Annotated in this window: 24 protein-coding genes; 18 read left to right on the top strand and 6 right to left on the bottom strand. The window is 71.2% G+C overall.

Going from position 1 to position 26,482, the window contains the following annotated elements; all coding sequences use genetic code 11:
• The first annotated feature begins 26 nt into the window (after positions 1-26).
• The gene (locus tag HNQ70_RS14725) at positions 27-1,439 is read left to right on the top strand and encodes an FAD-binding oxidoreductase (RefSeq protein ID WP_183968970.1); all 1,413 of its coding nucleotides are present in this window, start codon (positions 27-29) and stop codon (positions 1,437-1,439) included.
• 123 nt (positions 1,440-1,562) lie between these two features.
• Complete coding sequence (locus HNQ70_RS14720; protein ID WP_183968968.1) at positions 1,563-2,105, top strand: PaaI family thioesterase; 543 nt, start codon at positions 1,563-1,565, stop codon at positions 2,103-2,105.
• 85 nt (positions 2,106-2,190) lie between these two features.
• On the opposite strand, the gene ilvD is transcribed toward HNQ70_RS14720, so the two are convergent.
• Genes ilvD through HNQ70_RS14700 form a run of 4 tightly spaced genes read right to left on the bottom strand, consistent with a single transcriptional unit; the run spans position 2,191 to position 7,214 of the window.
• Positions 2,191-4,107 carry a dihydroxy-acid dehydratase gene (gene ilvD / locus HNQ70_RS14715; RefSeq protein ID WP_183968966.1) on the bottom strand — a complete coding sequence of 639 codons (1,917 nt, stop codon included), beginning with the start codon at positions 4,105-4,107 and terminating at the stop codon, positions 2,191-2,193.
• A 22-nt stretch (positions 4,108-4,129) separates the two neighbouring features.
• The gene (locus tag HNQ70_RS14710; protein WP_183968964.1) at positions 4,130-5,542 is read right to left on the bottom strand and encodes an FAD-binding oxidoreductase; all 1,413 of its coding nucleotides are present in this window, start codon (positions 5,540-5,542) and stop codon (positions 4,130-4,132) included.
• Between the two features lie 16 nt (positions 5,543-5,558).
• Positions 5,559-6,380, bottom strand: a complete 822-nt coding sequence (locus HNQ70_RS14705) for a 2-keto-4-pentenoate hydratase (RefSeq protein ID WP_183968962.1) — start codon at positions 6,378-6,380, stop codon at positions 5,559-5,561.
• A gap of 51 nt (positions 6,381-6,431) precedes the next feature.
• On the bottom strand, positions 6,432-7,214 hold the full coding sequence (locus HNQ70_RS14700) for an SDR family oxidoreductase (RefSeq protein WP_183968954.1): 783 nt from the start codon (positions 7,212-7,214) through the stop codon (positions 6,432-6,434).
• Between the two features lie 327 nt (positions 7,215-7,541).
• Here HNQ70_RS14700 and HNQ70_RS14695 point away from each other — a divergent pair, with 327 nt between their 5' ends.
• On the top strand, positions 7,542-8,804 hold the full coding sequence (locus HNQ70_RS14695) for an aminotransferase class III-fold pyridoxal phosphate-dependent enzyme (RefSeq protein WP_183968952.1): 1,263 nt from the start codon (positions 7,542-7,544) through the stop codon (positions 8,802-8,804).
• Here the strand turns inward: HNQ70_RS14695 and HNQ70_RS14690 are convergent.
• Entirely contained in the window at positions 8,776-11,601 is a 2,826-nt protein-coding gene (locus HNQ70_RS14690; RefSeq protein ID WP_183968950.1) for a cation-transporting P-type ATPase, read from the bottom strand. The two genes, HNQ70_RS14695 and HNQ70_RS14690, sit on opposite strands and share 29 nt — an antisense overlap.
• A gap of 187 nt (positions 11,602-11,788) precedes the next feature.
• On the opposite strand from HNQ70_RS14690, the gene HNQ70_RS14685 reads away from it, so the two are divergent.
• From HNQ70_RS14685 to HNQ70_RS14670, 4 genes are all read left to right on the top strand, one after another.
• Positions 11,789-12,400, top strand: a complete 612-nt coding sequence (locus tag HNQ70_RS14685; RefSeq protein ID WP_183968948.1) for an HAD family hydrolase — start codon at positions 11,789-11,791, stop codon at positions 12,398-12,400.
• A complete protein-coding gene (locus HNQ70_RS14680) occupies positions 12,397-12,900 on the top strand; it encodes an ester cyclase (RefSeq protein WP_183968946.1) in 504 nt (167 codons plus the stop codon). Before HNQ70_RS14685 ends, HNQ70_RS14680 begins: the two co-directional genes overlap by 4 nt.
• 23 nt (positions 12,901-12,923) lie before the next feature.
• A complete protein-coding gene (locus HNQ70_RS14675) occupies positions 12,924-13,775 on the top strand; it encodes an enoyl-CoA hydratase-related protein (RefSeq protein ID WP_183968944.1) in 852 nt (283 codons plus the stop codon).
• A 127-nt stretch (positions 13,776-13,902) separates the two neighbouring features.
• The gene (locus HNQ70_RS14670; RefSeq protein WP_183968942.1) at positions 13,903-15,477 is read left to right on the top strand and encodes a fatty acyl-CoA synthetase; all 1,575 of its coding nucleotides are present in this window, start codon (positions 13,903-13,905) and stop codon (positions 15,475-15,477) included.
• Between the two features lie 28 nt (positions 15,478-15,505).
• Here HNQ70_RS14670 and HNQ70_RS14665 read toward each other — a convergent pair whose 3' ends face one another.
• The gene (locus HNQ70_RS14665; protein WP_183968940.1) at positions 15,506-16,804 is read right to left on the bottom strand and encodes a solute carrier family 23 protein; all 1,299 of its coding nucleotides are present in this window, start codon (positions 16,802-16,804) and stop codon (positions 15,506-15,508) included.
• A 102-nt stretch (positions 16,805-16,906) separates the two neighbouring features.
• Here HNQ70_RS14665 and HNQ70_RS14660 point away from each other — a divergent pair, with 102 nt between their 5' ends.
• From HNQ70_RS14660 to HNQ70_RS14610, 11 genes are all read left to right on the top strand, one after another.
• Positions 16,907-17,650: an ABC transporter ATP-binding protein gene (locus HNQ70_RS14660; protein WP_183968938.1), complete on the top strand. Its 744-nt coding sequence runs from the start codon at positions 16,907-16,909 to the stop codon at positions 17,648-17,650.
• Positions 17,647-18,474, top strand: coding sequence for an ABC transporter permease subunit (locus HNQ70_RS14655; protein ID WP_183968937.1), 828 nt, complete (start codon positions 17,647-17,649; stop codon positions 18,472-18,474). Before HNQ70_RS14660 ends, HNQ70_RS14655 begins: the two co-directional genes overlap by 4 nt.
• A 116-nt stretch (positions 18,475-18,590) precedes the next feature.
• A complete protein-coding gene (locus HNQ70_RS14650) occupies positions 18,591-19,109 on the top strand; it encodes a thioesterase family protein (protein WP_183968935.1) in 519 nt (172 codons plus the stop codon).
• A 28-nt stretch (positions 19,110-19,137) separates the two neighbouring features.
• Complete coding sequence (locus HNQ70_RS14645; protein WP_183968933.1) at positions 19,138-20,328, top strand: tetrahydrodipicolinate N-succinyltransferase N-terminal domain-containing protein; 1,191 nt, start codon at positions 19,138-19,140, stop codon at positions 20,326-20,328.
• A 14-nt stretch (positions 20,329-20,342) separates the two neighbouring features.
• On the top strand, positions 20,343-21,365 hold the full coding sequence (locus HNQ70_RS14640; protein WP_183968931.1) for an ABC transporter substrate-binding protein: 1,023 nt from the start codon (positions 20,343-20,345) through the stop codon (positions 21,363-21,365).
• Between the two features lie 273 nt (positions 21,366-21,638).
• Positions 21,639-22,559: an FAD binding domain-containing protein gene (locus tag HNQ70_RS14635; RefSeq protein ID WP_183968929.1), complete on the top strand. Its 921-nt coding sequence runs from the start codon at positions 21,639-21,641 to the stop codon at positions 22,557-22,559.
• Complete coding sequence (locus HNQ70_RS14630) at positions 22,556-23,071, top strand: (2Fe-2S)-binding protein (RefSeq protein WP_183968927.1); 516 nt, start codon at positions 22,556-22,558, stop codon at positions 23,069-23,071. The genes HNQ70_RS14635 and HNQ70_RS14630 overlap by 4 nt, the downstream gene beginning before the upstream one ends.
• Positions 23,068-25,371, top strand: coding sequence for a xanthine dehydrogenase family protein molybdopterin-binding subunit (locus HNQ70_RS14625; RefSeq protein ID WP_183968925.1), 2,304 nt, complete (start codon positions 23,068-23,070; stop codon positions 25,369-25,371). The genes HNQ70_RS14630 and HNQ70_RS14625 overlap by 4 nt, the downstream gene beginning before the upstream one ends.
• A gap of 66 nt (positions 25,372-25,437) precedes the next feature.
• Positions 25,438-25,686 carry a MoaD/ThiS family protein gene (locus HNQ70_RS14620; protein WP_183968923.1) on the top strand — a complete coding sequence of 83 codons (249 nt, stop codon included), beginning with the start codon at positions 25,438-25,440 and terminating at the stop codon, positions 25,684-25,686.
• Between the two features lie 146 nt (positions 25,687-25,832).
• Entirely contained in the window at positions 25,833-26,066 is a 234-nt protein-coding gene (locus HNQ70_RS14615) for a type II toxin-antitoxin system Phd/YefM family antitoxin (protein WP_183968921.1), read from the top strand.
• Positions 26,066-26,452, top strand: coding sequence for a type II toxin-antitoxin system VapC family toxin (locus HNQ70_RS14610; RefSeq protein WP_183968919.1), 387 nt, complete (start codon positions 26,066-26,068; stop codon positions 26,450-26,452). Before HNQ70_RS14615 ends, HNQ70_RS14610 begins: the two co-directional genes overlap by 1 nt.
• Positions 26,453-26,482: the final 30 nt, after the last annotated feature.

Genomic DNA, 26,482 nt, shown 5'->3' with positions numbered 1-26,482 from the left:
GGCGCAGCATCACCCAGGAGTCCGACATGAGCACCACCGCCCACACCCTCCGGCCGCAGGCCCGCGGCCTGCCCGCGCAGATGCTCACCGAGCTCGCCGCGCGTTTCGGCGCGAACTTCTCCGCGGCGATGGCGGTGCGCGAGCATCACGGCCGCGACGAGTCACCGTTCCCGGTGACCCCGCCAGAGGCCGTCGTGTTCGCCGAGTCCAACGAGGACGTGGTCGACGCAGTCAGGCTGTGCAGGCGCCACCGCGTGCCGCTGATCCCCTTCGGCGCCGGATCATCGGTCGAGGGCCAGCTGCTCGCGGTGCAGGGCGGCCTTTCGCTGGACGTCTCACGGATGAACCGCATCCTCGAGGTCCGCGTGGAGGACCTCACCGCCACCGTGCAGGCGGGCGTCACCCGCAAGCAGCTCAACGAGGCGCTGAAGGACAGCGGCCTGTTCTTCCCGATCGACCCCGGCGCGGACGCAAGCCTGGGCGGCATGTCCGCGACACGCGCCTCCGGCACCAACGCAGTCCGCTACGGCACGATGCGCGAGAACGTCGTCGGCCTGGCCGTGGTCGACGCCGACGGCGACCTGCTGCGGCCCTTCAACCGCGCCAAGAAGAGCTCTGCAGGCTACGACCTCACGCGGCTGTTCGTGGGCTCCGAGGGCACGCTGGGAGTGATCACCGAAGTCACGGTGCGGCTGTACCCGGTGCCCGAGGCGATGTCTGCCGCGGTCTGCTGCTTCGACAGCCTTCAGGACGCGGTCGACACGGTGATCCGCACCATCCAGCTGGGCGTGCCGGTGGCGCGCTGCGAGTACCTGTGCCCGCAGACCATTCGCACGATCAACGCGTACAGCAAGACCACGCTGCGCGAAGCCCACTCGCTGTTCTTCGAGTTCCACGGCACCGAGTCGGGTGCGCGCGAGCAGGCGCAGACGGTGGAGGCGATCGCCGCCGAGCACCGCGGCCAGGGCTTCGAATGGGCCAGCCGCCCCGAGGACCGCACCCGGCTGTGGAACGCGCGGCACACCGCGCTGTTCGCCGGGCTGGCCAGCCGTCCCGGCGCCCGGGCCATCATCACCGACACCTGCGTGCCGATCTCCCGGCTCGCCGAGTGCATCACCGGGGCGCGGACAATCCTCGACAAGACCTCGTCGCCGACCAGCATCGCCGGCCACGTGGGCGACGGCAACTTCCACTGCGGCATCCTGGTCGACCCCGGCGACCCCGACGAGATCGCGCTGGCTGAGCGGCTCAACGAGGAGATCGTCCGGCTCGCGCTGTCGATGGAAGGCACCTGCAGCGGCGAGCACGGCATCGGCCTGCACAAGATCGCCTTCCTGCGCGAGGAGGCCGGCGACAAGGGCGTGGAGCTGATGCGACGCGTCAAGCGGGCGCTCGACCCGGACGGGATCTTCAACCCGGGGAAGATCTTCGCGGCCTGATGGCGGGCGAGCGGCCGCGGGCGCCGCCCGGCTCGCTGCAGTCGAGGCCGAGGCGCACTGCGCGCGGTCATTCCGACACGAAGGGCATGCGCGGCAGGCGAAACGCCGTGGCAGGATGCGCCGATGACGACGCTTCACCTGAGCTCAGAACGCACCGGCGAGCCGGCCTTGACCCCGCACCACCCCTACCTGCGCGCCGACGTGCCGGTCCCCGACGACATTCCGGCCGGCTTCGTACCGATCCAGGGCGGCGGCCCGTGGGCGCAGGGGCTCGGGCAGGTCTGGTTCAGGCGCGATGACGCCGGCAATCCGGTGTTCGCGGTGCGTGTCCTCGACAACCACCTGAACTACCAGGGCATCACCCATGGCGGCATGCTGGCCACGCTCGCCGACGGCGTGCTCGGCATGTCGATGTCGATGGCGGCCGGCCACCGGGGCGCTTCGGTGACTGCGTCGATGACCGCGGACTTCCTGTCAAGCGGGCGCCTGGGCGACTGGCTCGAGGCGCACGTGACGATCACCAAGAAGGGCAGGCGACTCGCCTACGCGAACTGCGACCTTCGGATCGGCACGCGCCACGTGATGCGCGCGAGCGGCGTATTCGCGCTCCACGAACGGACAGTCAAGCCCGCTGCCGCCGGTGAGCCGCCTCGGATCGAAGACTGATCCGCGGGGCGGACCCAAGCGCCGGGCGACCGGTCCGCAGGCGACCGGTCCGCAGGCGACCGGTCCGCAGGCACCCGTCCGCGGTTCAGCCGGTCACCCGGCGGATTCCGGTCAGGTCGCGCACCGCTCCCTTGTCGGCCGAGCTGGCCAGCAACCCGTAGGCGCGCAATGCGGTCGACACCTTGCGCGGGCGCGGCTGGGCCGGCTGCCAGGCCGCCTCGCCGCGCGCGGCCATCGCCGCGCGGCGCCTGGCAAGGAGTTCCTGCGGCACCTCCAGCGTGACCGCCCGCGCCGGGATGTCGAAGGCGATCGGGTCGCCGTCCTCCACCAGGCCGATGGTCCCGCCGGCGGCGGCCTCCGGCGAGACATGGCCGACCGACAGGCCGGAGGTGGCGCCCGAGAAGCGGCCATCGGTGATCAGCGCACAGACCTTGTCCAGCTCGCGCGACTTGAGCAGGCTGGTCACCTTGAGCATCTCCTGCATGCCCGGCCCTCCGCTCGGCCCTTCGTAGCGGATCACCACGACGTGCCCTGCCCGCACCGCGCCCGCCGCGATTCCCGAGGCCGCCGCATTCTCGCTTTCGAACACGATCGCCTGGCCCCTGAATTTCAGGATGCTCTCGTGCACGCCCGCGGTCTTGACCACGCAGCCATCGGGCGAAAGGTTGCCCTTCAGGATGGCGAGCCCACCGTCCTGCGAATACGCATGCGCGCCGTCGCGGATGCAGCCATTGGCACGGTCGAGGTCGAGCGACGGGTAGAGCTCCGCCTGCGAGAACGCCGACTGGCTGGGCACGCCGCCTGGCGCGGCACGATAGAAGCGCTCGACCTCGGCGCGGCCCTCGGCCTGCGGCGCGACGATGTCGGAGCCGGCAACCGCCGATCCGGCCAGCGCCTCGGCGCCCACGTCCCATCTGATCAGCGCCTCGCGCAGGCTGTCGGCATGGACCATCGGCGCGTCGAGGTCCAGGAGGTCGAGCCGCGCGAGCTCGCCCAGGATGGCCATCACCCCGCCCGCCCGGTGCACGTCTTCGACGTGCCACAGCAGCGTCGACGGCGAGACCTTGCACAGATGGGGCGTGCTGCGCGAGATCCGGTCGATGTCGTCCAGCGAGAAATCGACGCCGCCCTCGTGGGCGGCCGCCAGCAGGTGAAGCACCGTGTTGGTCGAGCCGCCCATCGCGACGTCGAGCCGCATTGCGTTCTCGAAGGCCCGCCGATTGGCGATCGCCCGCGGCAGCACCGTCTGGTCGCCTTCGCCGTAGTGCCGCCGGCAGAGATCGACCACCAGCCGCGCCGCGCCCAGGTAGAGGCCGCGCCGATCCTCGTGCGTGGCGACCACGGTTCCGTTGCCGGGCAGCGAGAGTCCCAGCGCCTCGGTGAGGCAGTTCATCGAGTTGGCGGTGAACATCCCGGAGCAGGAGCCGCAGGTCGGGCACGCAGCGCGCTCGAGCTCGGTCATCTCCGCCTCGGGCGTGGCCGGGTTTCCGGACGCCACCAGCGCGACCACGCCATCGATCTTCTGCGCCTTCCCCTCCCGGACGACCTTGCCCGCCTCCATCGGCCCGCCGGAGACGAACACCGCCGGGATGTTCAGCCGCATCGCAGCCATCAGCATGCCGGGCGTGATCTTGTCGCAGTTGGAGATGCACACCAGCGCGTCGGCGCAGTGCGCATTGACCATGTACTCGATCGAATCCGCGATCAGGTCGCGCGAGGGCAGCGAGTAGAGCATGCCGTCATGCCCCATCGCGATGCCGTCGTCGACCGCGATGGTGTTGAACTCCTTGGCCACGCCGCCGGCCGCCTCGATCTCGCGCGCCACCAGCTGGCCCATGTCCTTCAGGTGGACGTGGCCCGGCACGAACTGAGTGAACGAGTTGGCGACCGCGACGATCGGCTTGCCGAAGTCGCCATCCTTCATCCCGGTGGCGCGCCAGAGCATGCGTGCGGTGGTGGCCTCGCGGCCCTGGGTGACCTTGCTGGAACGGTAGTCGGGCATGATTCGCCTCCTCTTCGTGTGGTCAGGTGCCCGCGGGCGCGGCCACCTGCGAAAGCACCCGTCCCGGGTTCAGGATGCAGTTCGGATCGAGCGTGCGCTTGAGCGCGCGCATCGCCTCGATCTCGGCCGCCGTCCGGGTGTGGCCGAGATACTCGAGCCGCGACACGCCGATGCCGTGCTCGGCGGATACCGACCCGCCGTAGCGCCGCACCAGGTCGTAGACGGCTGCTTCGAGTGCGCCCTTGGCCAGGCCGGAGCCCGGTGGCCGGCTGACCGCCAGATGCAGGTTGCCATCGCCGGCGTGGCCGAAAACCAGGGTTTCGCAGCCGGGATTCAGGCCGTGGGCGACGGCGTCGAGATCGCCTGCGAAGGCCTCCATCTCGGCGATCCGCAGGCTGACGTCGAAGGCGGAGTGCGGCCCCAGCGTACGCGCCACCTCGATCGCCAAGTCGCGCATGTGCCAGAGCGCGGCGGCCTCGCTGCCGGACTTCGCGATCACCGCGTCGTCGACGATGCCCTCGTCGATCGCGTCGGCAAGGGCGCGCTCGAACCGCTCCTGCAGGCCGTCGCCGCCGCTGCCGGAGGACTCGGTCAGCACGTAGAAGCGGTGGGCGTCGGGCATCGGCGCGCCCGTCGGATGCAGCCCGAGGTAACGCGTGTAATAGCCCTTCCAGAGCACCTCGAAGGCGGTTAGGTCGCCGCCGAGGCTGCGGCGCAGATGCCGCAGCATGGCTCGCACGCGGTCGAAGCCGGCCAGCCCGCAGAAGGCGACCGCGGTGTCCTCGGGCTTCGGCACCAGCCGCAGCACCGCACGAGTGACCACGCCCAGCACGCCCTCGCTGCCGATGAACAGCTGCTTGAGGTCGACGCCGGTGTTGTTCTTGATGAAGGGCTTCAGGCCGTCGAGCACCGTGCCGTCGGCGAGCACCGCCTCCAGGCCCAGCACCAGGTCGCGGGTCATCCCGTAGCGGATCACCCGGTTGCCGCCGGCATTGGTGGCGATGTTGCCGCCGATCGTGCAGCTGCCGCGGCCGCCGAGGTCGAGCGGGAAGCTCAGCCCGTCGGGCTCCAGGCGCTCCTGCAGCGTCTGCAGCACCACGCCGGCCTGCACGGTGGCGGTGCAGGCGTCGGCATCGATCGACTCGATTGCGGTCATCCGCTCGGTGGACAGCACCAGCTCGCCGGCGCGGGTGGTGCAGGACAGCACCAGGCCGCTGCGCCCGCCATGCGTCACCACCGGGATGCCCGCGGCGTTGCAGGCCGCCAGCACCTGCGAGACCTGCGCGGTGTCCCGTGGCCGCGCCACTGCGATCGGCGTCTCGCCGAGGTTGCCGTGGATGTCGCCGCGATGGCGGTCACCGATGTCGTCGCCAACCAGCAGCCCGCCGGGCCCGAGGGCGGCGCCAAGCGCCGCGAGTGTCTGCTCGATCGTCATCCCGGCTGCTCCCGTTTCAGGTGATCTGGACCTCGACGATACCCAACGGGCCGAAGTCGGCGCGAATGAGATCGCCCTGCTGCGCCATGTAGGGCTGGGTCCAGGTGCCCGTGCTGACGATTTCTCCGGCCTCGATCGCGCGCCCCGCGCGCCCGGCGTCGGCCACGTAGTCCGCGAGCGCGTCCAGCGGATTGCCGAGCACTGCCTCGCCCCTGCCTTCACGCACCGAAACGCCGTTGACGGTCAGCTGTACCGACGCGTCCGAAAGATCGTGCCGGCGCCAGTCGGCGCAGGGCGCGCCGGTGACGAGCGCCCCGGCGAAGCCGAGGTCGGCGATGATCGCCGCCGGCGGCAGCGCGGGGAAGCCGGCCAGCCGGCTGTCGGCGATCTCGATCGCGGGGCACAGCTCGGAGATCGCGCCGACCAGGGCTTCGCGCGACGGCGGGCCGCTGCGGCCGTCCACCGGTTTGCCGAAGCGAATCGCCACTTCAGCCTCGATCACGCACATCAGGAAACCGGCGCGCGGCAGCCTGGCCGGGCTGTCGAACAGGGCCGCGGAATTCACCGGCCCGACGAAGGGGCGCTCCAGGCCGAGCTTCTCCAGCGCCGCCCGGTTGGTGCCGCCGAGCTTGCTGCCCACGACCCGGCCGCCCGTGCGGGCGAGCAGTCCTCTGAGATGTCGAACGGCGAGTCTGCCGGCCGCTTCGGCATCGCATCGCTGCGCGAACTCCGGCGGCAGCGCCACTGCGACCCGCGTCTCGCGCGCCTCCACCAGCCGGCTGGCGAGATCCTCGATCTCCGCGTCAGAGAGCCTTGCGGCGTCTGCTCCGGTCGTCATGTCCGTCCCCTTGTCTCAAGAACCCGCACCCCGGGACTGCCCTGGACGCATTCAGACCACCGGGCAGCTGCCCCCGTCCACGTTGATCGCAGTCCCCGTCAGGTAGCTCGCGGCGTCGGAGCCCAGGAACAGCGCGGTGCTCGCGAACTCCTCGGCGCGCCCGATGCGCCCCATCGGAATCTTCCTCCCCATCTCCGCGGCGAACTCGTCGTAGGGCCGGTCCGCGCCGTGTGCCTGGTGGAAGCGGTGCGTCTGCTCGGACTCGATCAGGCCGACCAGCAGCGCGTTGACCAGGATGTTGTGCGGCGCGCCCTCGGTGCCAAGCACCTTGGTGAGCGCAAGGCCGGCAGCGCGCGTCACAGAGGTCGGCGCAGTGCCGGCGCCTGGCGCCTTGGAGAAGGTGTTGAGCACGTTGATGACGCGTCCCCAGCGCCGCGCCTTCATGCCGGGCCAGACCAGGCGGGTGAGCCGGATCGCTGCGAAAAGCTTGAGGTCGATGTCGGACTGCCAGACCTCGTCGGAAATTCCCTCGAAGGCGAACGCCTGCGCCTTGCCGGCGTTGTTGACCAGGATGTCGACTTCGCCGATCGCCTTCACCACCTCCGCATGGGCCCGCTCCAGGTCTGCTGCCGAAGCGACGTCGCAGGCCACGGCGGAGACCTTCCCGGACGAAACCGCCGCGATCTGCGCGCGCGCTTCCTCGAGCGGACCGGGGCGACGCGCCAGGATTGCGACGTTGGCGCCCGCTTTCGCGTACGCGACTGCGGTGGCGAGCCCGAGCCCCTGGCTGCCGCCGGTGACGATGACGTTGCGACCTTTCGCGGACAGTTCCATGCCGATCCCCTCCTTCGTTGGCCCGGCGCGCCCGGCCTCGTGCCGCGCACCGGCTGGCCGATGGCCATGTCGTTGACAGGGCGACCATACGGGCGAAGGGCGTCGGAAGAATGTAAATCCCCGTACATTTGATTCCGTGGCCGTCTCGAACCGATCGTCCTCGGCAATCGACGCACCGGGCGCCCGCCGATGGCCGGATCCACGCCCTGGTCATGAACGATCCTGCGGCCGGTGGTAACGTTCATCGTCCGTTCGCCTGGCTGACCATCGCCATCCCCTGGCCGTCCCTGGCGCCGGGCCTGCTCGTCGAAAGAGGAGGATGCGCGCATGAGCCGTTCCGGACTTCCCGACCGCCCCGACGGCGGAGCTCCCGCCGAGAGCGACCTCACGCTGCGCGCCAGGGCCGCTCGGGCGATCCCGGGCGGACTCTGGGGGCACATGCGCGCCCAGGGCCTGCCTCCCGGCTATCCGCAGTTCTTCTCGCGCGCCGACGGCTGCAAAATTTGGGACGCGGACGGCCGGGAGTACCTGGACTTCATGTGCAGCTGGGGACCGATCGTGCTCGGCCACCACGACCCGGACGTGGAAGCCGCGGCGGACGCGCAGCGGCGCGCAGGCGACGTGATGAACGGTCCCGCGCCGGTGCTGGTCGAGCTCGCCGAGCTGATGACCCGGCAGGTGGCGCACGCCGACTGGACGATGTTCGCCAAGAACGGCACCGACGCCACCACCGTCTGCGTGACCGTGGCCCGGGCGGCCGGCGGCCGGCGCAAGGTGCTCGTCGCCCGCGGCGCCTATCACGGCGCGGCGCCGTGGTGCACGCCCTCGCTGGTCGGCGTCACCGCCGAAGACCGGGCCCATCTGCTGCACTACCGCTACAACGACGTCGCAAGCCTGGAGGAGGCTGCCGCGCAGGCCGGCGAAGACCTGGCGGCGGTGCTGGTGTCACCCTTCAGGCACGACTACGGCGTGGACCAGGAACTGGCCGACCCCGGCTTCGCGCAGGCGGTGCGAAGGCTGTGCGACCGCACCGGCGCCGCGCTGATCCTCGACGAGGTGCGCGCCGGGATGCGCCTGGATCTCGCCGGCAGCTGGGAGCCGCTGGGCGTGCGCCCGGACCTGGCCGCGTGGAGCAAGGCGATCGCCAATGGCCACGCGCTCGCGGCAGTGACCGGTGCCGAGCGCCTGCGCGAGGCGGCCTCGTCGATCTACGCGACCGGTTCCTTCTGGTGCGGGGCGGCTTCGATGGCCGCCGCCGTGGCCACGCTGCGCAAGCTGCAGGCCGTCGACGGCGTCGCCCGGATGCGCGCGATGGGCGAGCGCCTGCGCGACGGCCTGGCCGGCCAGGCGCGGGCACACGGAATCGGAATCCGCCAGACCGGACCGGCGCAGATGCCGATGCTGCTGTTCGACGACGACCCGCAGGCCGAGCTCGGCGCGGCCTTCTGCGCCGAGGCGCTTCGACAGGGCGTCTACCTGCACCATCGGCACAACATGTTCCTCAGCGTGGCGCACCGGCCCGAGGACATCGACCGCGCGCTCGAGGCGACCGACCGGGCCTTCAGCGCGGTGGCTGCGCTGCGCGGCTGAGGACGGCGGCGCCGGTCGCTGGCGCGTCGCCGGCGCAGCTTCGGCCCCCGCCCGCGCTGCCCGCGCTGCCCGCGCTGCCCGCGTCACGCCGGGCGCGCCGGGCGCGGATCACGGCCTTCTCGATCTCGGCCACAGCGAAGACGAAAGCCCCCGCGAGCAGCGCGCGCCCCCACTCGGCAGCATCGAGGTGCGTCGACCCGAACACCGCCTGCAGCGGCGGCGCGTGCACGAAGCCCAGCTGCAGCGCCGCGCAGACCCCGATCGCCATCAGCACCTGCCGGTTGCCGGTGAGGCCCTCGAGCGACAGCGCGGAGCGCTCTATGTAGCGGCTGCTGACCAGGTAGAACATCTCGGCGGCCACCACCGCGGTGACCGCCATCGTGCGCGCGGTCTCCAGGCTGGCGCCGCGGCCCAGTTCCCAGAGGAAAAGACCCAGCGCGCCGGTCATCATGAGCACCGATACGAACAGCACCCGCCAGACGAAGAAGCCCGAGAGCAGCGGCTCGCGCGGGTCGCGCGGCGGGCGCAGCATCACGCCGGGCTCGGTGCGCTCGAAGGCCAGCGCGAGCCCCAGCGTGCTCGAGGTGGCGAGGTTGATCCACAGCACCTGCGCCGGCGTGAGCGGCAGAGCGATCCCCGTGAGGATCGCCGCCAGCACCACCAGGGCTTCGCCGCCGTTGGTGGGCAGCATGAACAGGATGAACTTGCGGATGTTGTCGTAGATGCCGCGGCCCTCGCGGACCGCATTGCCGATGGTCGCGAAGTTGTCGTCGGCCAGCACCACGTCGGCGGCCTCCTTCGCGGCTTCGGTGCCCTTGTGGCCCATCGCGATGCCGACGTCGGCGCGCTTGAGCGCCGGCGCGTCGTTGACACCGTCGCCGGTCATCGCCACCACCTCGCCCTGCGCCTGCAGCGCCTCCACCAGCCGCAGCTTGTGTTCCGGGCTGGCGCGGGCGAAGACGTCGATGTCGCCGACCACGCCGCGCAGCGTCGCGTCGTCCATCAGCTCGATCTCGGCGCCGGTGAGCGCCGGACGGCCGGCCCCGATCCCCAGGCTGGCGCCGATCGCGCGCGCAGTCTCGGCGTGGTCGCCGGTGATCATCTTGACCCGGATGCCAGCCGCCGCGCACTCGGCCACCGCCGCGATCGCCTCCTCGCGCGGCGGGTCCATGCTGCCCAGCATCGCGAGCATCGTGAAGCCCGAATCGGCGTCGGCGAAGTCCAGCGTCCGCTTGCCGGCATCGACCGGCCGGACCGCCACCGCCAGCACGCGCAGCGACCTGGCCGCGAAGTCGGTGGCGGCGCGCCGCCAGTAGTCCGGGTCGAGCGCGGCATCGGCGCCGCCGGCACGCTGCGCGGCGCACATGTCGAGCACCCGCTCCGGGGCGCCCTTGACGAACACGAAGGCGCGGCCCGCGTGGTCATGGTGCAGGGTGGCCATGAAGCGGTGCTCGGACTCGAAGGGGATCGCGTCGAGCCGGGGCCAGGCCGCGCGCTCGTGGGCGCCGTCCAGCCCCGCCTTCAGCCCCAGGGTCAGCAGTGCGCCCTCGGTGGGGTCGCCGTCGAGCAGCCATGCGTCGCCTTCGCGGCGCAGCGCCGCGTCGTTGCACAGGAGCGCGACCCGCGCCACCTCGGCCAGCGCCGGATGGTCTGCGGGATCCGCCGGCGCACCCTCCAGGTGGAAGCCGCCTTCGGGGGCATAGCCGGCGCCGCCGACCTCGAAGACGCGCTCGGCGGTCGCCACCCGCCGCACCGTCATCTCGTTGCAGGTGAGCGTGCCGGTCTTGTCGGAGCAGATGACGGTGACCGAGCCCAGGGTCTCCACCGCGGGCAGGTGCCGGACGATCGCGCTGCGGCGCGCCATGCGCCGCACCCCGAGCGCGAGCGTGATCGTCATGATCGCCGGCAGGCCTTCGGGGATGGCGGAGGCGGCCAGCGCCACCGCCATCATGAACATCTCGGACGGAGCCTGGCCGCGCCAGAGCACGCCTAGCGCGAAGGCGCCCGCCGAGAGCAGCACGATGGCCAGCGCCAGCCAGCGGCTGAAGCCGGCGATCTGGCGCAGCAGCGGCGTGGTGGTCTGGTGCACTTCCTCGAGCATCGTGCCGATGCGCCCCAGCTCGGTCCGCGCACCGGTCTCGACGACCAGCCCGACGGCGACCCCCGACGCCACCAGCGTGCCCGAGTACAGCATGCAGGTGCGGTCGCCCAGCTGCGCGTCCGCGGCCACCGGCGCGAGGTCCTTGCCGACCGCCACCGACTCGCCGGTGAGCGCCGCCTCCTCGGCGCGCACGCCCTTGGCACGGATCAGGCGCAGGTCGGCGGGCACCTTGTCGCCGGAGACCAGCGTGACGATGTCGCCCGGCACGAGCAGGTCCGCGTCCAACTGGAGGCGCTCGCCGCCGCGCAGCACGCTGGCGCGCAGCGAAAGCATCTGGCGGATCGCCGCCAGCGCGTCCTCGGCCTTGCCCTCCTGGATGAAGCCGATGAGCGCATTGACCACGACCGCGGCCAGCAGGACGCCGGTGTCGATCCAGTGGCCGAGCGCCGCCGTGACGGCTGCCGCGACCAGCATCACGTAGATCAGCACGTTGTGGAACTGGAGCAGCAGGCGCTTCCAGGCAGGGCGCACTGCGGCCGCCGCGAGCCGGTTCGGGCCGAAGCGCTCGAGCCGCGCCTGCGCCTCGGCGGGGTCGAGCCCGCGCCCGCCATCGACGCCAAGCTGCGCGAGGGCGGCCTCGGCGCTCGACGCATGCCACTCTCGGGTCGCGTGCGGGGAATGCTGCGCTTCAGTCATCGACGGTCTTCCTGTCATTTCTTCCCTGGCCGGCCGGCGGGAGGCCCGCAGGCTCGACGCCATGGGCGGTGGATCGCGGATGCACGGTCATTATCCCTGTCCGTGAAATGGACAATCCCTTACGCGCCGTGCCGAAAGCCGTCCCTGCGCGCCGGCGCGGGCGACGGGACGCCGATAGAATCGTCCGATGCCCAAGCCCCTGATCGCCCTCGACGCCGACGGCGTGCTGCTCGACTTCCACCTCGGCTATGCCGGGGCGTGGGAGCGCGCCTTCGGCGAGCGGCCGCGCGAGCGCGACCCCCTCGCCTACTGGCCGATGGACCGCTGGGAGGTCGATCGCCTGGACGAGGCCGGGCGGGCCCGGATGCGCGCCGTCCTGGACGAGCACTTCTGGTCGACGATGCCGCCGCTGCCCGGCGCCGTCGACGCCTGCCACCGCCTGCACGACGCGGGCTTCGAACTCGTCTGCGTATCCGCCCTCGAGTCGGCGTACGAAGCCGCCCGGCTGCGCAACCTGCGCGACCGCGGCTTCCCGATCGAGCGCGTCATCGCCACCGGCAACGCGAGCGAGACCCGCAGCCCGAAGGCCGACGCGATCGAGGCTCTGCGCCCCGTAGCCTTCGTCGACGACTACCTGCCCTACCTGCGGGGCGTTCCGGGGCAGGTGCACACCGCCCTGGTGCTGCGCGCGCCCAACGGCAGCCCCAACACCGGCGAGGAGGTGACGACGCTGGCGCGCTCGGTCCACCAGGACCTCGTCGAATTCGTCGACCACTGGCTCGCACAGGAGGTGCCATGAACCAGGCCGAGTTCGCCGCCCTGCTCGAACGCTTCACCCACGCCGCCGAAGCCGGCGATGGCGAGGCCTTCGCGGCCTGCTTCACCGAGGACGCCACCTATCACGATTACATCTACGGCCCGCACACCGGCCGGCCGGCGATCGCCCACATGATGCAGGAGGTGTTCCACCGCGACGCCGGGCCCGACTACCGCTGGGAGATGTTCGATCCGGTGTGCAACGGCGACATGGCCTATGCCTGGTCGCTGTCGAGCTTCACTTCGACGATCCCCGACTACGAGGGCCGCAAGGTGCTGATCGACGGCATGAGCCGCTTCCGCCTGCGCGACGGGCTGATCGCCGAGTACTGGGAGTCGGTCAACGGCTGCGTGGCGATGGCCCAGCTCGGCGTCGCTCCGGAGAAGATCGCCAAGGTGGCCAGGCGCTGGTCCGGCTGGCTGCACGAGACCCCCGGCGCAGTCGAATACCTTGGCCGCGCCAAGGGCACGCGCCGCGCCTGAGATCAACGACAACGGAGCACCGCATGACCGACCCCGTCCACATCCTCGTCGACACCCCCGCGCCCGGCGTGCGCCGGATCACGCTCAACCGCCCGGACAAGCGCAACGCGATGAACAATGCGCTGCGCACCGAGATCTTCGCGGCGCTGGAGGCCCATGACCTCGATCCCGAGGTCAGGGTCACGATCATCCGCGGTGCGGGCCCGGCCTTCTGCTCCGGCTACGACCTGTCGGCCAACAACCGCGAGGGCCAGCCGTACCACACCGCCGGCGGCCTGGGCCAGTGGTCGCGGCACGTGGTCGACGGCTGGTTCCGGGTCTGGGACCTGGCCAAGCCGGTGATCGCGCAGGTGCATGGCTACTGCCTGGCCGGCGGCACCGAGCTGGCCACCGCCTGCGACCTGGTCTACGTGGCCGAGGACGCGCAGATCGGCTATCCGCCGGTGCGGCTGATGAGTCCGCCGGACATGCAGTTCCACCCCTGGCTGATGGGGATGCGCCAGGCGATGGAGTCGATGCTCACCGGCGACTCCATCAGCGGCAGCGAAGCCGCGCAGCGCGGCTGGGCCAACCGCGCCCACCCCGCCGACCGGCTCGAGGCCGAGGTGCTGGCCGTGGCCGGTCGCGTGGCCAAGCTGCCCAGCGAGCTGGCAGCGATCAACAAGCGCAGCGTGCACCGGGCGATGGAGATCATGGGCATGCGCGCCGCGATCCGGGCGGGCACCGAGATCCAGGCGCTGGCCTTCCAGACCGAGGCAAGCAGCGCCTACATGAGCCGCTTCCGCCGCGACGGCGAATCCGTCGGCAAGCTGCTCAGCGAGCGCGATTCCGCCTTCGGGGACTACCGGGAGAGCGGCAAGCCGCAGTCCGATTGAGCTGTCGCAGGACTCCCCGCGCACGCGACGGCGACGCCCAGCACCGCCGTACAATCTTCGCCACCAGACCAGATCGTGCCGAAGCGGGCCTGGACCGCATCTGCCACCCATCCCCGGAGGAGACCCCGTGAACCCCCAGATCCGACGCCAGACGCTCGGCGACCTGCTGCGCCGCACCGCCGCCCGCAACCCGCACAAGACCGCGATCATCTGCGGCGACGTGTCCTGGACCTACGCCGAGTTCGACGCGATCTGCAACCGGCTGGCCAACGGAATGCTGGCCAGCGGCGTCAAGCCGGGCGACCGGGTGGCGATCCTGTCGCGCAACTCGCATGGCTTCGCCTCGGTGCGCTTCGCGCTGGCGAAAATGGGCGCGGTGCTGGTGCCGATCAACTTCATGCTCAACGCCGAGGAAGTGGCCTACATCCTGCGCCACTCCGGCGCGCAGCTGCTGTGGACCGGCCCGGACATGGTGGAACTAGGCCGTGCCGCCGCCGCGCTCGACACCTCGGTGCGGCGCCTGGCCTGGCTGCCCGGCGAGGACCCCGCGGCGCCGCCGGCAGGCATGGAGCACTTCGAGCAGCTGCTGTCGGCCGACGCCTCCGAACCGCAGGTGGCGATCGACCCGGGCTCGCTGCTGCAGATCATCTACACCAGTGGCACCGAATCGCTTCCGAAGGGCGCGATGCTGACCCACGAGGCGGTGCTCTGGGAGTACGTGAGCTGCATCGTCGAGGGCGAGGTCGCCGGCGTCGACCTGATCCTCCACGCCCTGCCGCTCTATCACTGCGCGCAGCTCGACGTCTTCCTCGGACCGGGCGTCTACACCGGCGCCACCAGCGTGATCACCGGCAAGCCGGTGCCGGACAACCTGCTCGCGCTGATCCAGAAGCACCGCATCACGTCCTTCTTCGCCCCGCCCTCGATCTGGATCGCGCTGCTGCGCTCGCCGAAGTTCGACACGACCGATCTCTCGTCGCTGGCCAAGGGCTACTACGGCGCGGCGATCATGCCGGTCGAGGTGCTCAAGGAAGTGGCAGCGCGCATCCCGCAGATCCGCCTGTGGAACTTCTACGGCCAGACCGAGATCGCACCGGTGGCCACGGTGCTGTACCCGCACGAGCAGGTGCGCAAGGCGGGCTCCGCGGGCCGGGCGGCGATCAACGTCGAGACCCGCGTGGTCGACGACCGGATGCAGGACGTGAAGCCCGGCGAGGTCGGCGAGATCGTGCACCGCTCGCCGCAACTGCTGCTGGGCTACTACAAGGACGAGGAACGCACCGCGCAGGCCTTCGAGGGCGACTGGTTCCACAGCGGCGACCTGGGCATCATCGACGAGGAGGGCTACATCACCGTCGTCGACCGCAAGAAGGACATGATCAAGACCGGCGGCGAGAACGTGGCCAGCCGCGAGGTGGAGGAAACCATTTACCGGATGCCCGGCGTCTCCGAGGTGGCCGTGATCGGCCTTGCCCACCCCTACTGGATCGAGGCCGTCACCGCGGTGATCGTGCCCAAGGACGGCCAGGCGCTCACCGAGAACGACGTGATCGCCTTCTGCAAGGAGCACATGGCCCACTTCAAGGTGCCCAAGGCCGTGGTGATCACCGACGCGCTGCCCAAGAACCCCAGCGGCAAGCTGCTCAAGCGGGAGCTGCGCACCCGCTACGAGAACATGCTCAAGGACGCGCCGAAGACCTGATGCGCGCCCGGGCGCGGGCCGGCGGCCCTCAGGCCACGGCCCGCCTGCCCAGCAGCGCCCACAGCAGGATCGCGCCGAAGGTCGCGGTGCCGATCCCGCCCACCGTGAAGCCGCCCAGGCTCAGCGTGAAGTCGCCCGCACCCAGCACCAGGGTGATCGCGGCGACGATCAGGTTGCGGTTGTCGGAGAAGTCGACCTTGTTGTCGACCCAGATCCGCGCGCCAGCCACGGCGATCAGGCCGAACACAACGATCGAAACGCCGCCCAGCACCGGGCCCGGGATGGTCTGGATCAGCGCGCCGAACTTCGGCGAGAAGCCGAGCACGATGGCGATCAGGGCCGCGATCACGAAGACCAGCGTCGAGTAGATGCGGGTCACCGCCATCACGCCGATGTTCTCAGCGTAGGTGGTGACGCCGGTGCCGCCCGCGCTGCCGGCCATCATCGTCGCCAGCCCATCGCCGACGAAGGCCCGGCCGATGTACGGATCCAGGTTGCGACCGGTCATCGCGCTCACCGCCTTGATGTGGCCGAGGTTCTCGGCGACCAGGATGATCGCCACCGGCGCGATCAGCGCCATCGCCCCCGGATCGAACACCGGCGCCGTCAACGCGGGCAGCCCGAACCAGGCGGCCGCGGCCAGGCCCGAGAAGTCGACCGGAGTGCCAAGGCCGGCGCCGTTGGCCAGCGCCAGGTAGAGCAGGTAGGCCATCACCAGGCCCACCAGGATCAGCAGGCGCTGGACCATGCCGCGCGTGAACACCGCGACGCCGCCCACGCAAAGGAAGGTGACCACGGCCATCCAGGCGTCGAAGCCCGAGGCGCCCATCGCGCCCTTGACCGCGATCGGCGCCAGGTTCAGCCCGATCACCGCCACCACGGCGCCGGTCACCACCGGCGGCATCAGGCGCTCGATCCAGCGGGTGCCGGTGGCCATCACCGCCAGGCCGATCAGCGTGTAGAGCGCGCCGCAGGCGATGATGCCGCCCAGCGCCACCGCCAGGTTAGCGTTCGGACCTGGGCCCGCGTAACCGGTGGCCGCGATCACCACGCCGATGAAGGCGAAGCTGGAGCCGAGGTAACTGGGGACCCGGCCGCCGACCACGAAGAAGAACAGCAGCGTGCCCAGGCCCGACATCAGGATCGCGACGTTGGGGTCGAAGCCCATCAAAAGCGGCGCGAGCACCGTGGCGCCGAACATCGCCACCACGTGCTGCGCGCCCATCGCGAACATCTGCGGCCAGGGCAGGCGCTCGTCGGGTGCGATCACGGTGCTCGGACCGACCTCGGCCTTCAGCCGCCAACGCGGCATTGCGGACTCGGACATGGTTTCCTCCCTGGCTGCGTTTCTCGTTGTTCGTTCTCTGGCGCGCCGCCGCGCCGCCGGATTCTATAGGCGCCCGCGCGGCGGTGATAGGCTCGCACAGTCATGGAAACCATCATCGAGCTCGACGACGTGGGCCTGCGCTACCCGAGCGGAACGGTGGCCCTGGCGGGCGCTTCCCTGCGGCTGCGCGCCGGCGAGTTCGTCACGCTGCTGGGCCCCTCGGGCTGCGGCAAGAGCACGGTGCTCAGGCTGGCCGCCGGGCTGGAGCGGGCCAGCTCCGGCACGGTGCGCGCGCCCGCGGACGGGCTCTCCTTCGTGTTCCAGGAGCCCACGCTGATGCCCTGGGCCAGCGTGTTCGACAACGTCTGGCTGCCGCTTCGGCTGGCCGGAAGCTCGCGCGAACAGGCGCGCCCGCAGGTGCTGGACATGCTCGCCACGGTGGGCCTGTCGGCCTTCGCCGACGCCTACCCCGCGGAACTCTCGGGCGGGATGCGGATGCGCGCCTCGATCGCCCGCGCGCTGCTCGCCCGGCCGCGGGTGCTGCTGATGGACGAGCCCTTCGCCGCGCTGGACGAGATCACGCGCGAGCGGCTCAACGACGACCTGCTCGGCTGGGCGCGCGACCTTGGGCTGAGCACGCTGTTCGTCACCCACAGCGTGTTCGAGGCGGCCTACCTGAGCCAGCGCGTGCTGGTGATGTCGGGGCGTCCCGGGCGGGTCTGCGCCGAGGTGATGATCGACGAGCCCTGGCCGCGCGAGGCTGGCTTGCGCGGCAGCGCGCGCTATGCCCGGCTCTGCGCGCAGCTATCGGGAGCGCTGCGCGAGGCCGCGGAGGCCGGGGCGTGAGGCAGCCTGTCTCCGGCGCTGTCCGCACCGGACTCGCCTCGCGCGCCCTGCCGCTGCGCGTACTGCTGCCGGCGGCGGTGCTCCTGGCGGCGGTGCTCGGCTGGGAAGCCGCAGTCCGGCTGGCCGGCATCCCGCACTACATCCTGCCGGCGCCCAGCCTGGTGCTGGCCACGCTGGCCGACAACTTCGACTCGCTCGCGCCGGCCTGGCTCTACACGGTCAAGATCACCTTCGGCGCGCTGCTGCTGTCCGCGGTGCTCGGCGCCGCGCTGGCGGCGCTGTTCGCGATGTCGCGCCTGGTGGAGCTGTCGCTCTTTCCCTTCGCCATCGTGCTGCAGGTGACTCCGATCGTGGCGATCGCGCCGCTGATCCTGATCTACGTCGACAGCACCACGGCCGCGCTGCTGCTGTGCGCCTGGATCGTCGCCTTCTTCCCGGTGCTGTCGAACACCGTGATCGGGCTGCGCTCGGCCGACCCTAACCTGCGCGACCTGTTCACGCTGTACGGCGCCAGCCGCTGGCAGCGGCTGCGGCTGCTGCTGGTGCCCTCGGCGCTGCCGCACTTCCTGGCCGGGCTGAAGATCGCCGGCGGACTGAGCCTGATCGGCGCGGTGGTCGCGGAGTTCACCGCGGGGGCCGCGGGCCGCGAAACCGGGCTGGCATCGCGGATCCTCGAGGCCAGCTTCCGCACCGAGATCCCGAAGATGTTCGCTGCGCTGCTGCTGGTTTCGCTGACCGGCGTGGCGATCTTCGCCGGCTTCAACCTGCTGTCGCGCCGGCTGCTCGGGCGCTGGCATGCGTCCGAGCGCGAACCCCGCGGCTGAGCCGGCGCGCGTCTTCTGTGAAACAATCGCCCGCCTCGACGCGGGCGCACCGCCCGGGCCCGGCGCCGGGCCCGGGCCTCCCGCCAGCCGGACAGACGCAATCGGAGCCTCCAACCATGAGCATCGAGACCCCATTCGCCGCGGGCACCGCCGTCGTGCGGCCCGAGTGGATCGACTACAACGGCCACATGAACGTGGGCTACTACCACGTCGCCTTCGACCAGGCCTCCGAGCCCTTCTTCGAGTGGCTGGGGCTCACGCCGGAGTTCCGCAAGCGCACCAACTGCTCCACCTTCGCGCTGGAGTCGCACCTGACCTTCGTGCGAGAGATCAAGGAAGGCGCGCCGCTGCGTTTCGAGGCCAGGCTGCTCGAGTTCGACCACAAGCGCATTCACTTCTACTCCGAGATGTTCCACGGCACCGAAGGCTGGCTGGCCGCCACCTTCGAGTCGCTGGGCGTCTACGTGGACATGAGCAAGCGGCGCACGACGACGATGCCACCCGAGCTGCTGCAGCGCCTCGAAGAGGTCTATCACGCCCACCTCTCGCTGCCCAAGCCCTGGCAGGTCGGCCACGTGATCTCGGCGCGCTCGGTGCCGCGCACCCCGGCCGCCCCGCCCGCAGCTTCGAACTGAGCACACCATCCGAACGAGGAATTTCCCGATGAGCAACGCCTATCCCCGCGACGTGGAGGCCTTCAGGGCCGTGGTCGCAGAGTTCCAGTCCTCCGGCCGCTACCAGGCGCCGGTGCTGTTCGCCGTGGGCCGCCGCGTCTACACGCGCAACGGCACGCTGGCCTCGGTGCGTTACCCGGTGGTCAACGGCCCGGGCCAGAACGCCGGCAGCGCCGCCATCCTGATGAAGGTGCTGGGCGTGGAGCCCGCCGGCGTGCAGAACGTGGCGATGAGCCGCGCGCAGGTCGAAGAGGTGCTGAAGCACTTCGCGCCTTTCGACGGCGACGGCAAGGTGCACGCCAACATCGACGTGCTCAAGGCCGCGCTCGCCGCGGGCCCCGCCGCCGGCGCGCCGGACGGCTCCACCGGCGTCGTCGCCAGCTTCACCTTCGAGGACATCGAGCCGCAGGGCGTCGAGGACAGCACGCTCAAGCTCTACGCGCTGAGCAACCGCATCTTCCGGCCGGGCGAGCAGAACCTCGCGAAGATCTTCACGAAGCTGCCCAACGTCGCCTGGGCCGGCGACACGCCGATGGACGCCGACCAGATCGACACCGCGCTGATGGACGCGGCCTTCGGCAGCGGCAGCTTCGCGCCGATCATGGTCGACAAGTTCCCGCTCTTCATCCACCGCGTGAACGCGGTGAAGCTGGGCGTGCGCATCACCGACCAGCACAAGGTGCGGCTGGGCGCCTACCTGGGCGAGGGCACGACGCTGATGCCGGGCGCGAGCTACGTCAACTTCAACGCCGGCACCGACGGCGCGATGGTCGAGGGCCGGATCAGCTCCTCGGCGTTCGTGGGCAAGGGCTCGGACGTCGGCGGCGGCGCATCCATCCTGGGCACGCTGTCCGGCGGCAACAACGTGCCGATCTCGATCGGCCGCAACTGCCTGCTCGAGGCGAACAGCGTGCTCGGCCTGCCAGTGGGCGACGCCGTGGTCATCGCGGCCGAGACCGCGGTGCTGGGCTCCTCTCGCGTGCGCGTGCTGGTCGACGGCCACCCGCTCGACGGAAAGACCGTGAAGGCCAGCGAGCTCGCCGGCATCAACGCGGTCACCTTTCGCCGCAACGACACCGACGGCGTGCTCGAAGTGGTGCGCACCCGCCGCAACGAGGAATACGCGCGCAAGCTGGAAGGCGGCGAGTCGATCCTCAACGCGGACCTGCACAAGCATTGAGCGGGGGCCGGCCGATGCGCACTCTCGTGGCGGCCTGCGCGCTGGCCGCGGCACTTCCCGCGGCCGCCCAGGACAAGGTGGTCTTCGCCACCAACTGGAAGGCGCAGGCTGCGCACGGCGGTTTCTACCAGGCGCTGGCCGACGGCAGCTACCGCAAGGCAGGCCTGGAGGTGAGCATCCGCCAGGGCGGCCCTCAGGTGAACAACCGCCCGCTGCTGCCGGCCGGCCGGATCGACTTCCTGATGACCGGCAACCTGCTGCATTCCTTCGACAACCTGAAGAACGGCCTGCCCACCGTGGTGGTCGCGGCGATCTTCCAGAAGGATCCGCAGGCGCTGGTCGCCCACCCGGGCCAGGGCTACGAGGACTTCGGCAAGCTGAGGACCGCGCCCACGGTGCTGGTGGCCAAGGACGCGCAGTTCACCTGGTGGCAGTGGCTCAAGAGCGCGCACGGCTTCCGCGACGCGCAGCTGCGTCCCTACAACTACAACCTCGGCCCCTTCCTCGCCAACCAGAAGGCGGTGCAGCAGGGCTATGCAGTGGCCGAGCCGATCTACGTCGAGAACCAGGGCAGGTTCCGGCCGGTGGTGCACCTGCTGGCCGACCATGGCTTCTCCACCTACTCGACGCTGATCGAGACCCGCACCGAGCTGGTCGAGAAGCGGCCGGAGCTGGTCCGGCGTTTCGTCGACGCGTCCATCCTCGGCTGGGTCAACTACCTGTACGGCGACCGCAAGGCCGCCAACGCGCTGATGCTGCGCGACAACCCCGAGATGAGCGAGGACGAGATCGAGCGCTCGGTGGCGCTGATGAAGTCGCTCGGCATCGTTGACTCCGGCGAGGCGCTGGCCAGAGGCATCGGCGCGATGAACCTCGAGCGGATCCGCGACTTTCATGCGCAGATGGTGAAGGCCGGGTTGTATCGGGACGGGGAGGTGAACCTTGCGAAGGTGGCGGACTTCGGGTTCGTGAATGCGGGCGTGGGGGTGGAGCTGAAACGGGCGCTGCAGGAGCGGGGCGGCAAGGAAGCGCGTTGAGCGTCGCAGCCGGAGCGTTTCGACACGGCCCCGGTGGACCGCGCTTCGGTTCCGTGGTTACCCTGCTCGGAACCGGCCCCTGGGCCGACCGGGAAGCTCGCCGACAAGCGGCGCAGCGCGGCCCTGCCCCGGCGCATCGCCCGCGCCCGACTTCGAGCTCGGCCTCATCATTCACGCCACCGGCGTCGATGCGCTGACCGGACCGGAATACCGGTCCGGGCGCGGCTCGGTGGCGGCGGGCGGCTACCGAAAGCTTGTACTGGGATGAACGCCATGGCTGAACTCCGATTCGACGCCCCCTCCACCCTGGCAGAAGCCTTGCGGCTGATGGCCGCGCAGGCTCCGGACGCGCCGGTGCATCCGCTGTCCGGCGGCAGCGACCTGATCGTGCAGATGCGCTCGGGTCGGCTGCGGTCCGCCCTCGTCGTCGACCTCAAGCGCATCCCCGAGCTCACCGGCATCCGGCGCGAGGGCGGCGGCTGGCTGATCGGCGCGGCAACGCCCTGCGCGGTGATCGGCGAGCACGCCGCGCTGCGCGCCGACTGGCCCGGCGTGGTGGAAGCCGCCTGCCTGATCGGCTCGCCGCAGGTGCAGGGGCGTGCCAGCCTGGGCGGCAACCTGTGCAATGCCTCGCCGGCGGCGGACAGCGTGCCCGCGCTGATCGCTGCCGGCGCCACTGCGATCATCGTCGGCACGGGCAGCGGCGGCGCCCCGCAGCGCCGAGAAATCCCGGTCGAGGCGCTGCCGCAGGGCCCGGGTCGCATCGCGCTCGCGCCGGGCGAGCTGCTCGAATCCATCCGCCTGCCGGCGCCCGCGGAGCGCAGCGCCGACGCCTACCTGCGGCTGATCCCGCGCAGCGAGATGGACATCGCCGTGGTCGGCTGCGGTGTTTGCCTGGTCCTGGACGCCGCGGGACGGATCGCCGGCGCCCGGGTGGCGCTGGGCGCGGTGGCGCCCACCGCGCTGCTGGCGCCGGCGGCGGCCGAGGCCATCGTCGGCAGCACGCTGGACGAGGTCGCCTGCCGCCGACTGGAGGAGGCGGTGCGCGCGGCCTGCCGCCCGATCGACGACAAGCGCGGCCCCGCGGCCTACCGCACCCGGGTGGCCGGCGTGCTGGCCCGTCGTGCCGCACTGCGGGCTTTCGAGCGCGCCGGCGCGGCGGGCCCGCGCACCCCAGAGGAGAACCAGTCATGAGCAGGCAGATGATCGAGGCCATCGTCAACGGCGAGCCGGTGAGCTTCCTGGCATCGCCCACCCAGACCCTGCTCGACGCCCTGCGCGACGAGCTCGGCCTCACCGGTACCAAGGAGGGCTGCGGCAGCGGCGACTGCGGCGCCTGCTCGGTGCAGCTCGATGGCCGGCTGGTCTGCAGCTGCCTGGTGCTGGCGCCCGAGGCCGAAGGCCGCCGCGTCGACACGATCGAGGGGCTGGCCGCCGGCGGCGTGCTCCACCCCCTGCAGCAGCAGTTCCTCGAGGAGGCTGCGCTGCAGTGCGGCTTCTGCACGCCGGGCTTCCTGGTCGCGGCCAAGGCCCTGCTCGAGCGCAACCCCGACCCCACCGAGACCGAGATCCGCTTCGCGCTGGCCGGCAACCTGTGCCGCTGCACCGGCTACGACAAGATCGTGCGCGCGGTGCAGGCGGCCGCGGCGCAGATGCGCAGCGCCGGCGCTCTCAGCGCCGCCCCTTCCAGCGGGGGAACGCGATGAACGACCGCGCGAACATTCCCGCGGCGGCGCAGGCCGCCGCCCTGCACGTCGTCGGCACCCGGCCGGTCCGCCCCGACGGCGCCGACAAGGTCACCGGGCGCGCCAACTTCGGCGCGGACCTGCGGCTGCCCGGCATGCTGACGGGCCGCGTCAAGCGCAGTCCGCACGCGCACGCGCGGATCCTCGGCATCGACATTGCCGCGGCAGCCGCACTGCCCGGCGTGAAGGCCGTGGTCACCGCGGCCGACTTCCCCGCGCTGGCTGCGGTCGCAGTGGAAGGCGGCGAGGGCGCGGCCACCTTGCGCGACGTCAGCAGCAACTGCATGGCGCGCGACAAGGTGCTCTACGTGGGCCATGCGGTGGCCGCCGTGGCCGCCACTTCGGCCGCGATCGCCGAGGCCGCGCTGGCGCTGATCGAGGTGCGCTACGAAGCCCTGCCGCACGTGATCGAGGTCGAGGCCGCGATGGCGCCGGGCGCCCCGCTGCTGCACGAGGACCTGCGCACCAAGGGCGTCACGCCGGCGCCCGAGGCCGCCTCCAACGTCGCCGAGAAGATCATGCTGGGCCGCGGCGACGTGGCCGCGGCCTTCGTCGACCCGGCGCAGGCCGAGGTGGTGGTCGAGGGCCGCTACGTCACCGCGGCGGTGCACCAGGGCTACATCGAGCCGCACGCCTGCGTGGCGTCGGCCGGTGCCGACGGACAGCATCAGGTCTGGGTGTCGACGCAGGGGCAGTTCATGGTGCGCACCTTGTGCGCGAAGCTGCTCGGCATCGCCCCCTCCGACATCCGCGTGACGCCGGCCGAGATCGGCGGCGGCTTCGGCGGCAAGACCACGGTCTACCTGGAACCGGTGGCGCTGGCTCTGTCGCGCAAGTGCGGCCGCCCGGTGCGCATGGTGATGACCCGCGCCGAAGTGTTCGAGGCCAGCGGCCCCACCTCCGGCGCAGTGGCCGAGGTGAAGCTGGCGGCGCGGCGCGACGGGCGCATCGTCGCGGCCGAGCTGGTGCTGAAATTCCAGGCCGGCGCCTTCCCCGGCTCGCCGGTGGGCCCCGCCTGCATGACGGCCTTCGCCTGCTACGACATCGAGCACGTGGCGGTCACCGGCTACGACGTGGTGAGCAACCGCCCGAAGGTGGCGGCTTACCGCGCGCCCGGCGCGCCGATCTCCGCCTTCGCCGTCGAGAGCGCGATGGACGAGCTGGCGCTCAAGCTGGGCATGGACCCGATCGACCTGCGCCTGGCCAACGCGGTGAAGCCCGGCATCAAGGCGGTGTACGGCGCCACCTTCCGCGAGATCGCCTTCATCGACACGCTGCGCGCCATCCAGTCCCATCCGCACTACCGCGCACCGCTGCCGGCGGGCCAGGGGCGCGGTGTGGCCTGCGGCTTCTGGTTCAACGCAGGCGGCGAGTCGTCCGCAGCGGTGCACGTCGACGACGACGGCGGCGCCACCGTGGTGTCGAGCAGCCCCGACATCGGCGGCTCGCGCGCGTCGCTGGCGATGATGGCGGCCGAGACCCTGGGCCTGCCCATCGAGCGGGTGCGCGCGGTGGTGGCCGACACCACCGCGATCGGCTTCTCGGGGCTCACCGGCGGCAGCCGGGTCACCTTCGCCACCGGCATGGCGGTGGTGCAGGCCGCGCAGAAGGTGGTGGACGACCTGAAGCGGCGCGCCGCGGCCACCTGGGACTGCAGCCTCGAGCACGTGGAGTGGCGCGACGGCCAGGCGCGCTGCGCCGATCCGGAGAAGCCGCAGCCGCCGCTGGGCCTGAAGGCGCTGGCCGCCCGCAGCGCCCGCACCGGCGGGCCGATCGGCGCCGAGGCGTCGATCAACGCGCAGGGCGCCGGCCCGGGCTTCGCGGTGCACCTGTGCGACGTGGCGCTCGACCCCGAGACCGGCCGCAGCACCGTGGTTCGATACACCGCCGCGCAGGACGTCGGCCGCGCCATCCACCCCTCGTACGTCGAAGGCCAGATCCAGGGCGGCGTGGCGCAGGGCATCGGGTGGGCGCTGAACGAGGAGTACGTCTACGACGCGCAGGGCGTGCAGCAGAACCCGGGCTTCCTCGACTACCGGATGCCGGTGACCAGCGACCTGCCGATGATCGACACCATCCTGGTCGAGACCGCGCCCAACTCGCGCCATCCCTACGGCGCCAAGGGCGTGGGCGAAGCGCCCATCGTGCCGCCGCTGGCCGCGGTCGCCAACGCGCTGAGCCATGCGGTGGGGCGGCGGCTCGCGGAGCTTCCGCTGTCGCCGCCGCGCGTGCTTGACGCGCTGGACGCCGCCCGAGGCTGACGGGCAATGACCGCAAGCGCCCGGAACTGGCCTGCGACGGCCGCAGTCGCCCGGAGCTGAGCTGCGATGGCCCGCGTGAGCTCGATCGCCCAGTCGGTGCGCGACCTGGCCGGCGGGCAGGACCGGTTCGAGGTGGAAGCGCGCAGCGTGCGACAGCTGCTCGCCGAGCTCGAACGCCGCCATCCGGGGCTCGGCACCCACGTGCGCGAGCACATGTCGATCGCGATCGACGGCGAGCTGCACCAGGACGCCTGGAACGAGCCGCTGGCGCCGGATGCGGAGGTGGTGCTGGTGCCGAGGATCGTCGGGGGGTAGGCGGCCGCGGAGCAGTCTGCAATGGCAGGCTTCGATCAGGATGCGGGGCTCGGGGAAAGCGCCTGCCCCGAGTCATCCGGGCAAGGCCTTGCCCGATCTCTTGCATTAGTCTAGTCTATGGACTTAGTCCGGAAAAGGAGTCAGACATGGCTCGGATTGTCAACGTCCACGAGGCGAAGACGCATTTCTCCCGCCTGCTCGAACAGGCGCATGCAGGTCAAGAGATCATCGTCGCCAAGGCAGGCAAGCCCTATGCTCGCCTGGTGCCGCTCGCCCCGGAAACAACCGGACGCCGCCCTGGTCGTCTTGCTGGCAAGAAGCTGGACGACGCGTTCTTCGACGCCCTCCCCGAGGAAGAACTCGAGGCCTGGGAGCGCTGATGCGGCTCCTGCTCGACACCCACGCGTTGCTGTGGTGGGTGCTCGACGACGTGCAGCTGTCGACAGCCGCCCGAAACGCGATCGGAAACGAAAGTTACGCCGTGTTCGTCAGCGCGGTCAGCGCGTGGGAGTTGGCAACCAAGCACCGTCTCGGGAAGCTTGGCCAGGCCGGCGAAGTGGTCGACCGCTATGACGAGCTCGTCGCCGCGGACGGGTTCTCGCACTTACCGATCACCCACGTGCACAGCCTCAAGGCCGGGCAGTACGCACTCGAGCACCGCGACCCCTTCGATCGGATGCTTGCAGCCCAGAGCGAACTGGAGGACCTGGTCCTGGTGACGCGGGATCCTGCCTTCAGGCTGTTCGGGAGCCGGACCCTCTGGTGAGGTTCAGCGCCGCATGCGCAACAGCCCCCG

This window comes from Quisquiliibacterium transsilvanicum, assembly GCF_014202215.1.
GTDB lineage: Bacteria > Pseudomonadota > Gammaproteobacteria > Burkholderiales > Burkholderiaceae_E > Quisquiliibacterium > Quisquiliibacterium transsilvanicum.
The sequence above is the reverse complement of the archived record's forward strand: the minus strand, read 5'-3'. Positions and strand labels throughout refer to the sequence as shown.

What these genes read in the sequence shown, in the direction of transcription:
- HNQ70_RS14625 (WP_183968925.1), top strand. Translation starts at nt 23,068, where the DNA reads ATGAACGACCGCGCGAACATTCCCGCGGCGGCGCAGGCCGCCGCCCTG.
- ilvD (WP_183968966.1), bottom strand. Translation starts at nt 4,107, where the DNA reads ATGCCCGACTACCGTTCCAGCAAGGTCACCCAGGGCCGCGAGGCCACC.
- HNQ70_RS14710 (WP_183968964.1), bottom strand. Translation starts at nt 5,542, where the DNA reads ATGACGATCGAGCAGACACTCGCGGCGCTTGGCGCCGCCCTCGGGCCC.
- HNQ70_RS14675 (WP_183968944.1), top strand. Translation starts at nt 12,924, where the DNA reads ATGACCGACCCCGTCCACATCCTCGTCGACACCCCCGCGCCCGGCGTG.
- HNQ70_RS14650 (WP_183968935.1), top strand. Translation starts at nt 18,591, where the DNA reads ATGAGCATCGAGACCCCATTCGCCGCGGGCACCGCCGTCGTGCGGCCC.
- HNQ70_RS14620 (WP_183968923.1), top strand. Translation starts at nt 25,438, where the DNA reads ATGGCCCGCGTGAGCTCGATCGCCCAGTCGGTGCGCGACCTGGCCGGC.
- HNQ70_RS14615 (WP_183968921.1), top strand. Translation starts at nt 25,833, where the DNA reads ATGGCTCGGATTGTCAACGTCCACGAGGCGAAGACGCATTTCTCCCGC.
- HNQ70_RS14610 (WP_183968919.1), top strand. Translation starts at nt 26,066, where the DNA reads ATGCGGCTCCTGCTCGACACCCACGCGTTGCTGTGGTGGGTGCTCGAC.
- HNQ70_RS14635 (WP_183968929.1), top strand. Translation starts at nt 21,639, where the DNA reads ATGGCTGAACTCCGATTCGACGCCCCCTCCACCCTGGCAGAAGCCTTG.
- HNQ70_RS14640 (WP_183968931.1), top strand. Translation starts at nt 20,343, where the DNA reads ATGCGCACTCTCGTGGCGGCCTGCGCGCTGGCCGCGGCACTTCCCGCG.
- HNQ70_RS14680 (WP_183968946.1), top strand. Translation starts at nt 12,397, where the DNA reads ATGAACCAGGCCGAGTTCGCCGCCCTGCTCGAACGCTTCACCCACGCC.
- HNQ70_RS14725 (WP_183968970.1), top strand. Translation starts at nt 27, where the DNA reads ATGAGCACCACCGCCCACACCCTCCGGCCGCAGGCCCGCGGCCTGCCC.
- HNQ70_RS14705 (WP_183968962.1), bottom strand. Translation starts at nt 6,380, where the DNA reads ATGACGACCGGAGCAGACGCCGCAAGGCTCTCTGACGCGGAGATCGAG.
- HNQ70_RS14720 (WP_183968968.1), top strand. Translation starts at nt 1,563, where the DNA reads ATGACGACGCTTCACCTGAGCTCAGAACGCACCGGCGAGCCGGCCTTG.
- HNQ70_RS14685 (WP_183968948.1), top strand. Translation starts at nt 11,789, where the DNA reads ATGCCCAAGCCCCTGATCGCCCTCGACGCCGACGGCGTGCTGCTCGAC.
- HNQ70_RS14690 (WP_183968950.1), bottom strand. Translation starts at nt 11,601, where the DNA reads ATGACTGAAGCGCAGCATTCCCCGCACGCGACCCGAGAGTGGCATGCG.
- HNQ70_RS14695 (WP_183968952.1), top strand. Translation starts at nt 7,542, where the DNA reads ATGAGCCGTTCCGGACTTCCCGACCGCCCCGACGGCGGAGCTCCCGCC.
- HNQ70_RS14660 (WP_183968938.1), top strand. Translation starts at nt 16,907, where the DNA reads ATGGAAACCATCATCGAGCTCGACGACGTGGGCCTGCGCTACCCGAGC.
- HNQ70_RS14700 (WP_183968954.1), bottom strand. Translation starts at nt 7,214, where the DNA reads ATGGAACTGTCCGCGAAAGGTCGCAACGTCATCGTCACCGGCGGCAGC.
- HNQ70_RS14630 (WP_183968927.1), top strand. Translation starts at nt 22,556, where the DNA reads ATGAGCAGGCAGATGATCGAGGCCATCGTCAACGGCGAGCCGGTGAGC.
- HNQ70_RS14645 (WP_183968933.1), top strand. Translation starts at nt 19,138, where the DNA reads ATGAGCAACGCCTATCCCCGCGACGTGGAGGCCTTCAGGGCCGTGGTC.
- HNQ70_RS14665 (WP_183968940.1), bottom strand. Translation starts at nt 16,804, where the DNA reads ATGTCCGAGTCCGCAATGCCGCGTTGGCGGCTGAAGGCCGAGGTCGGT.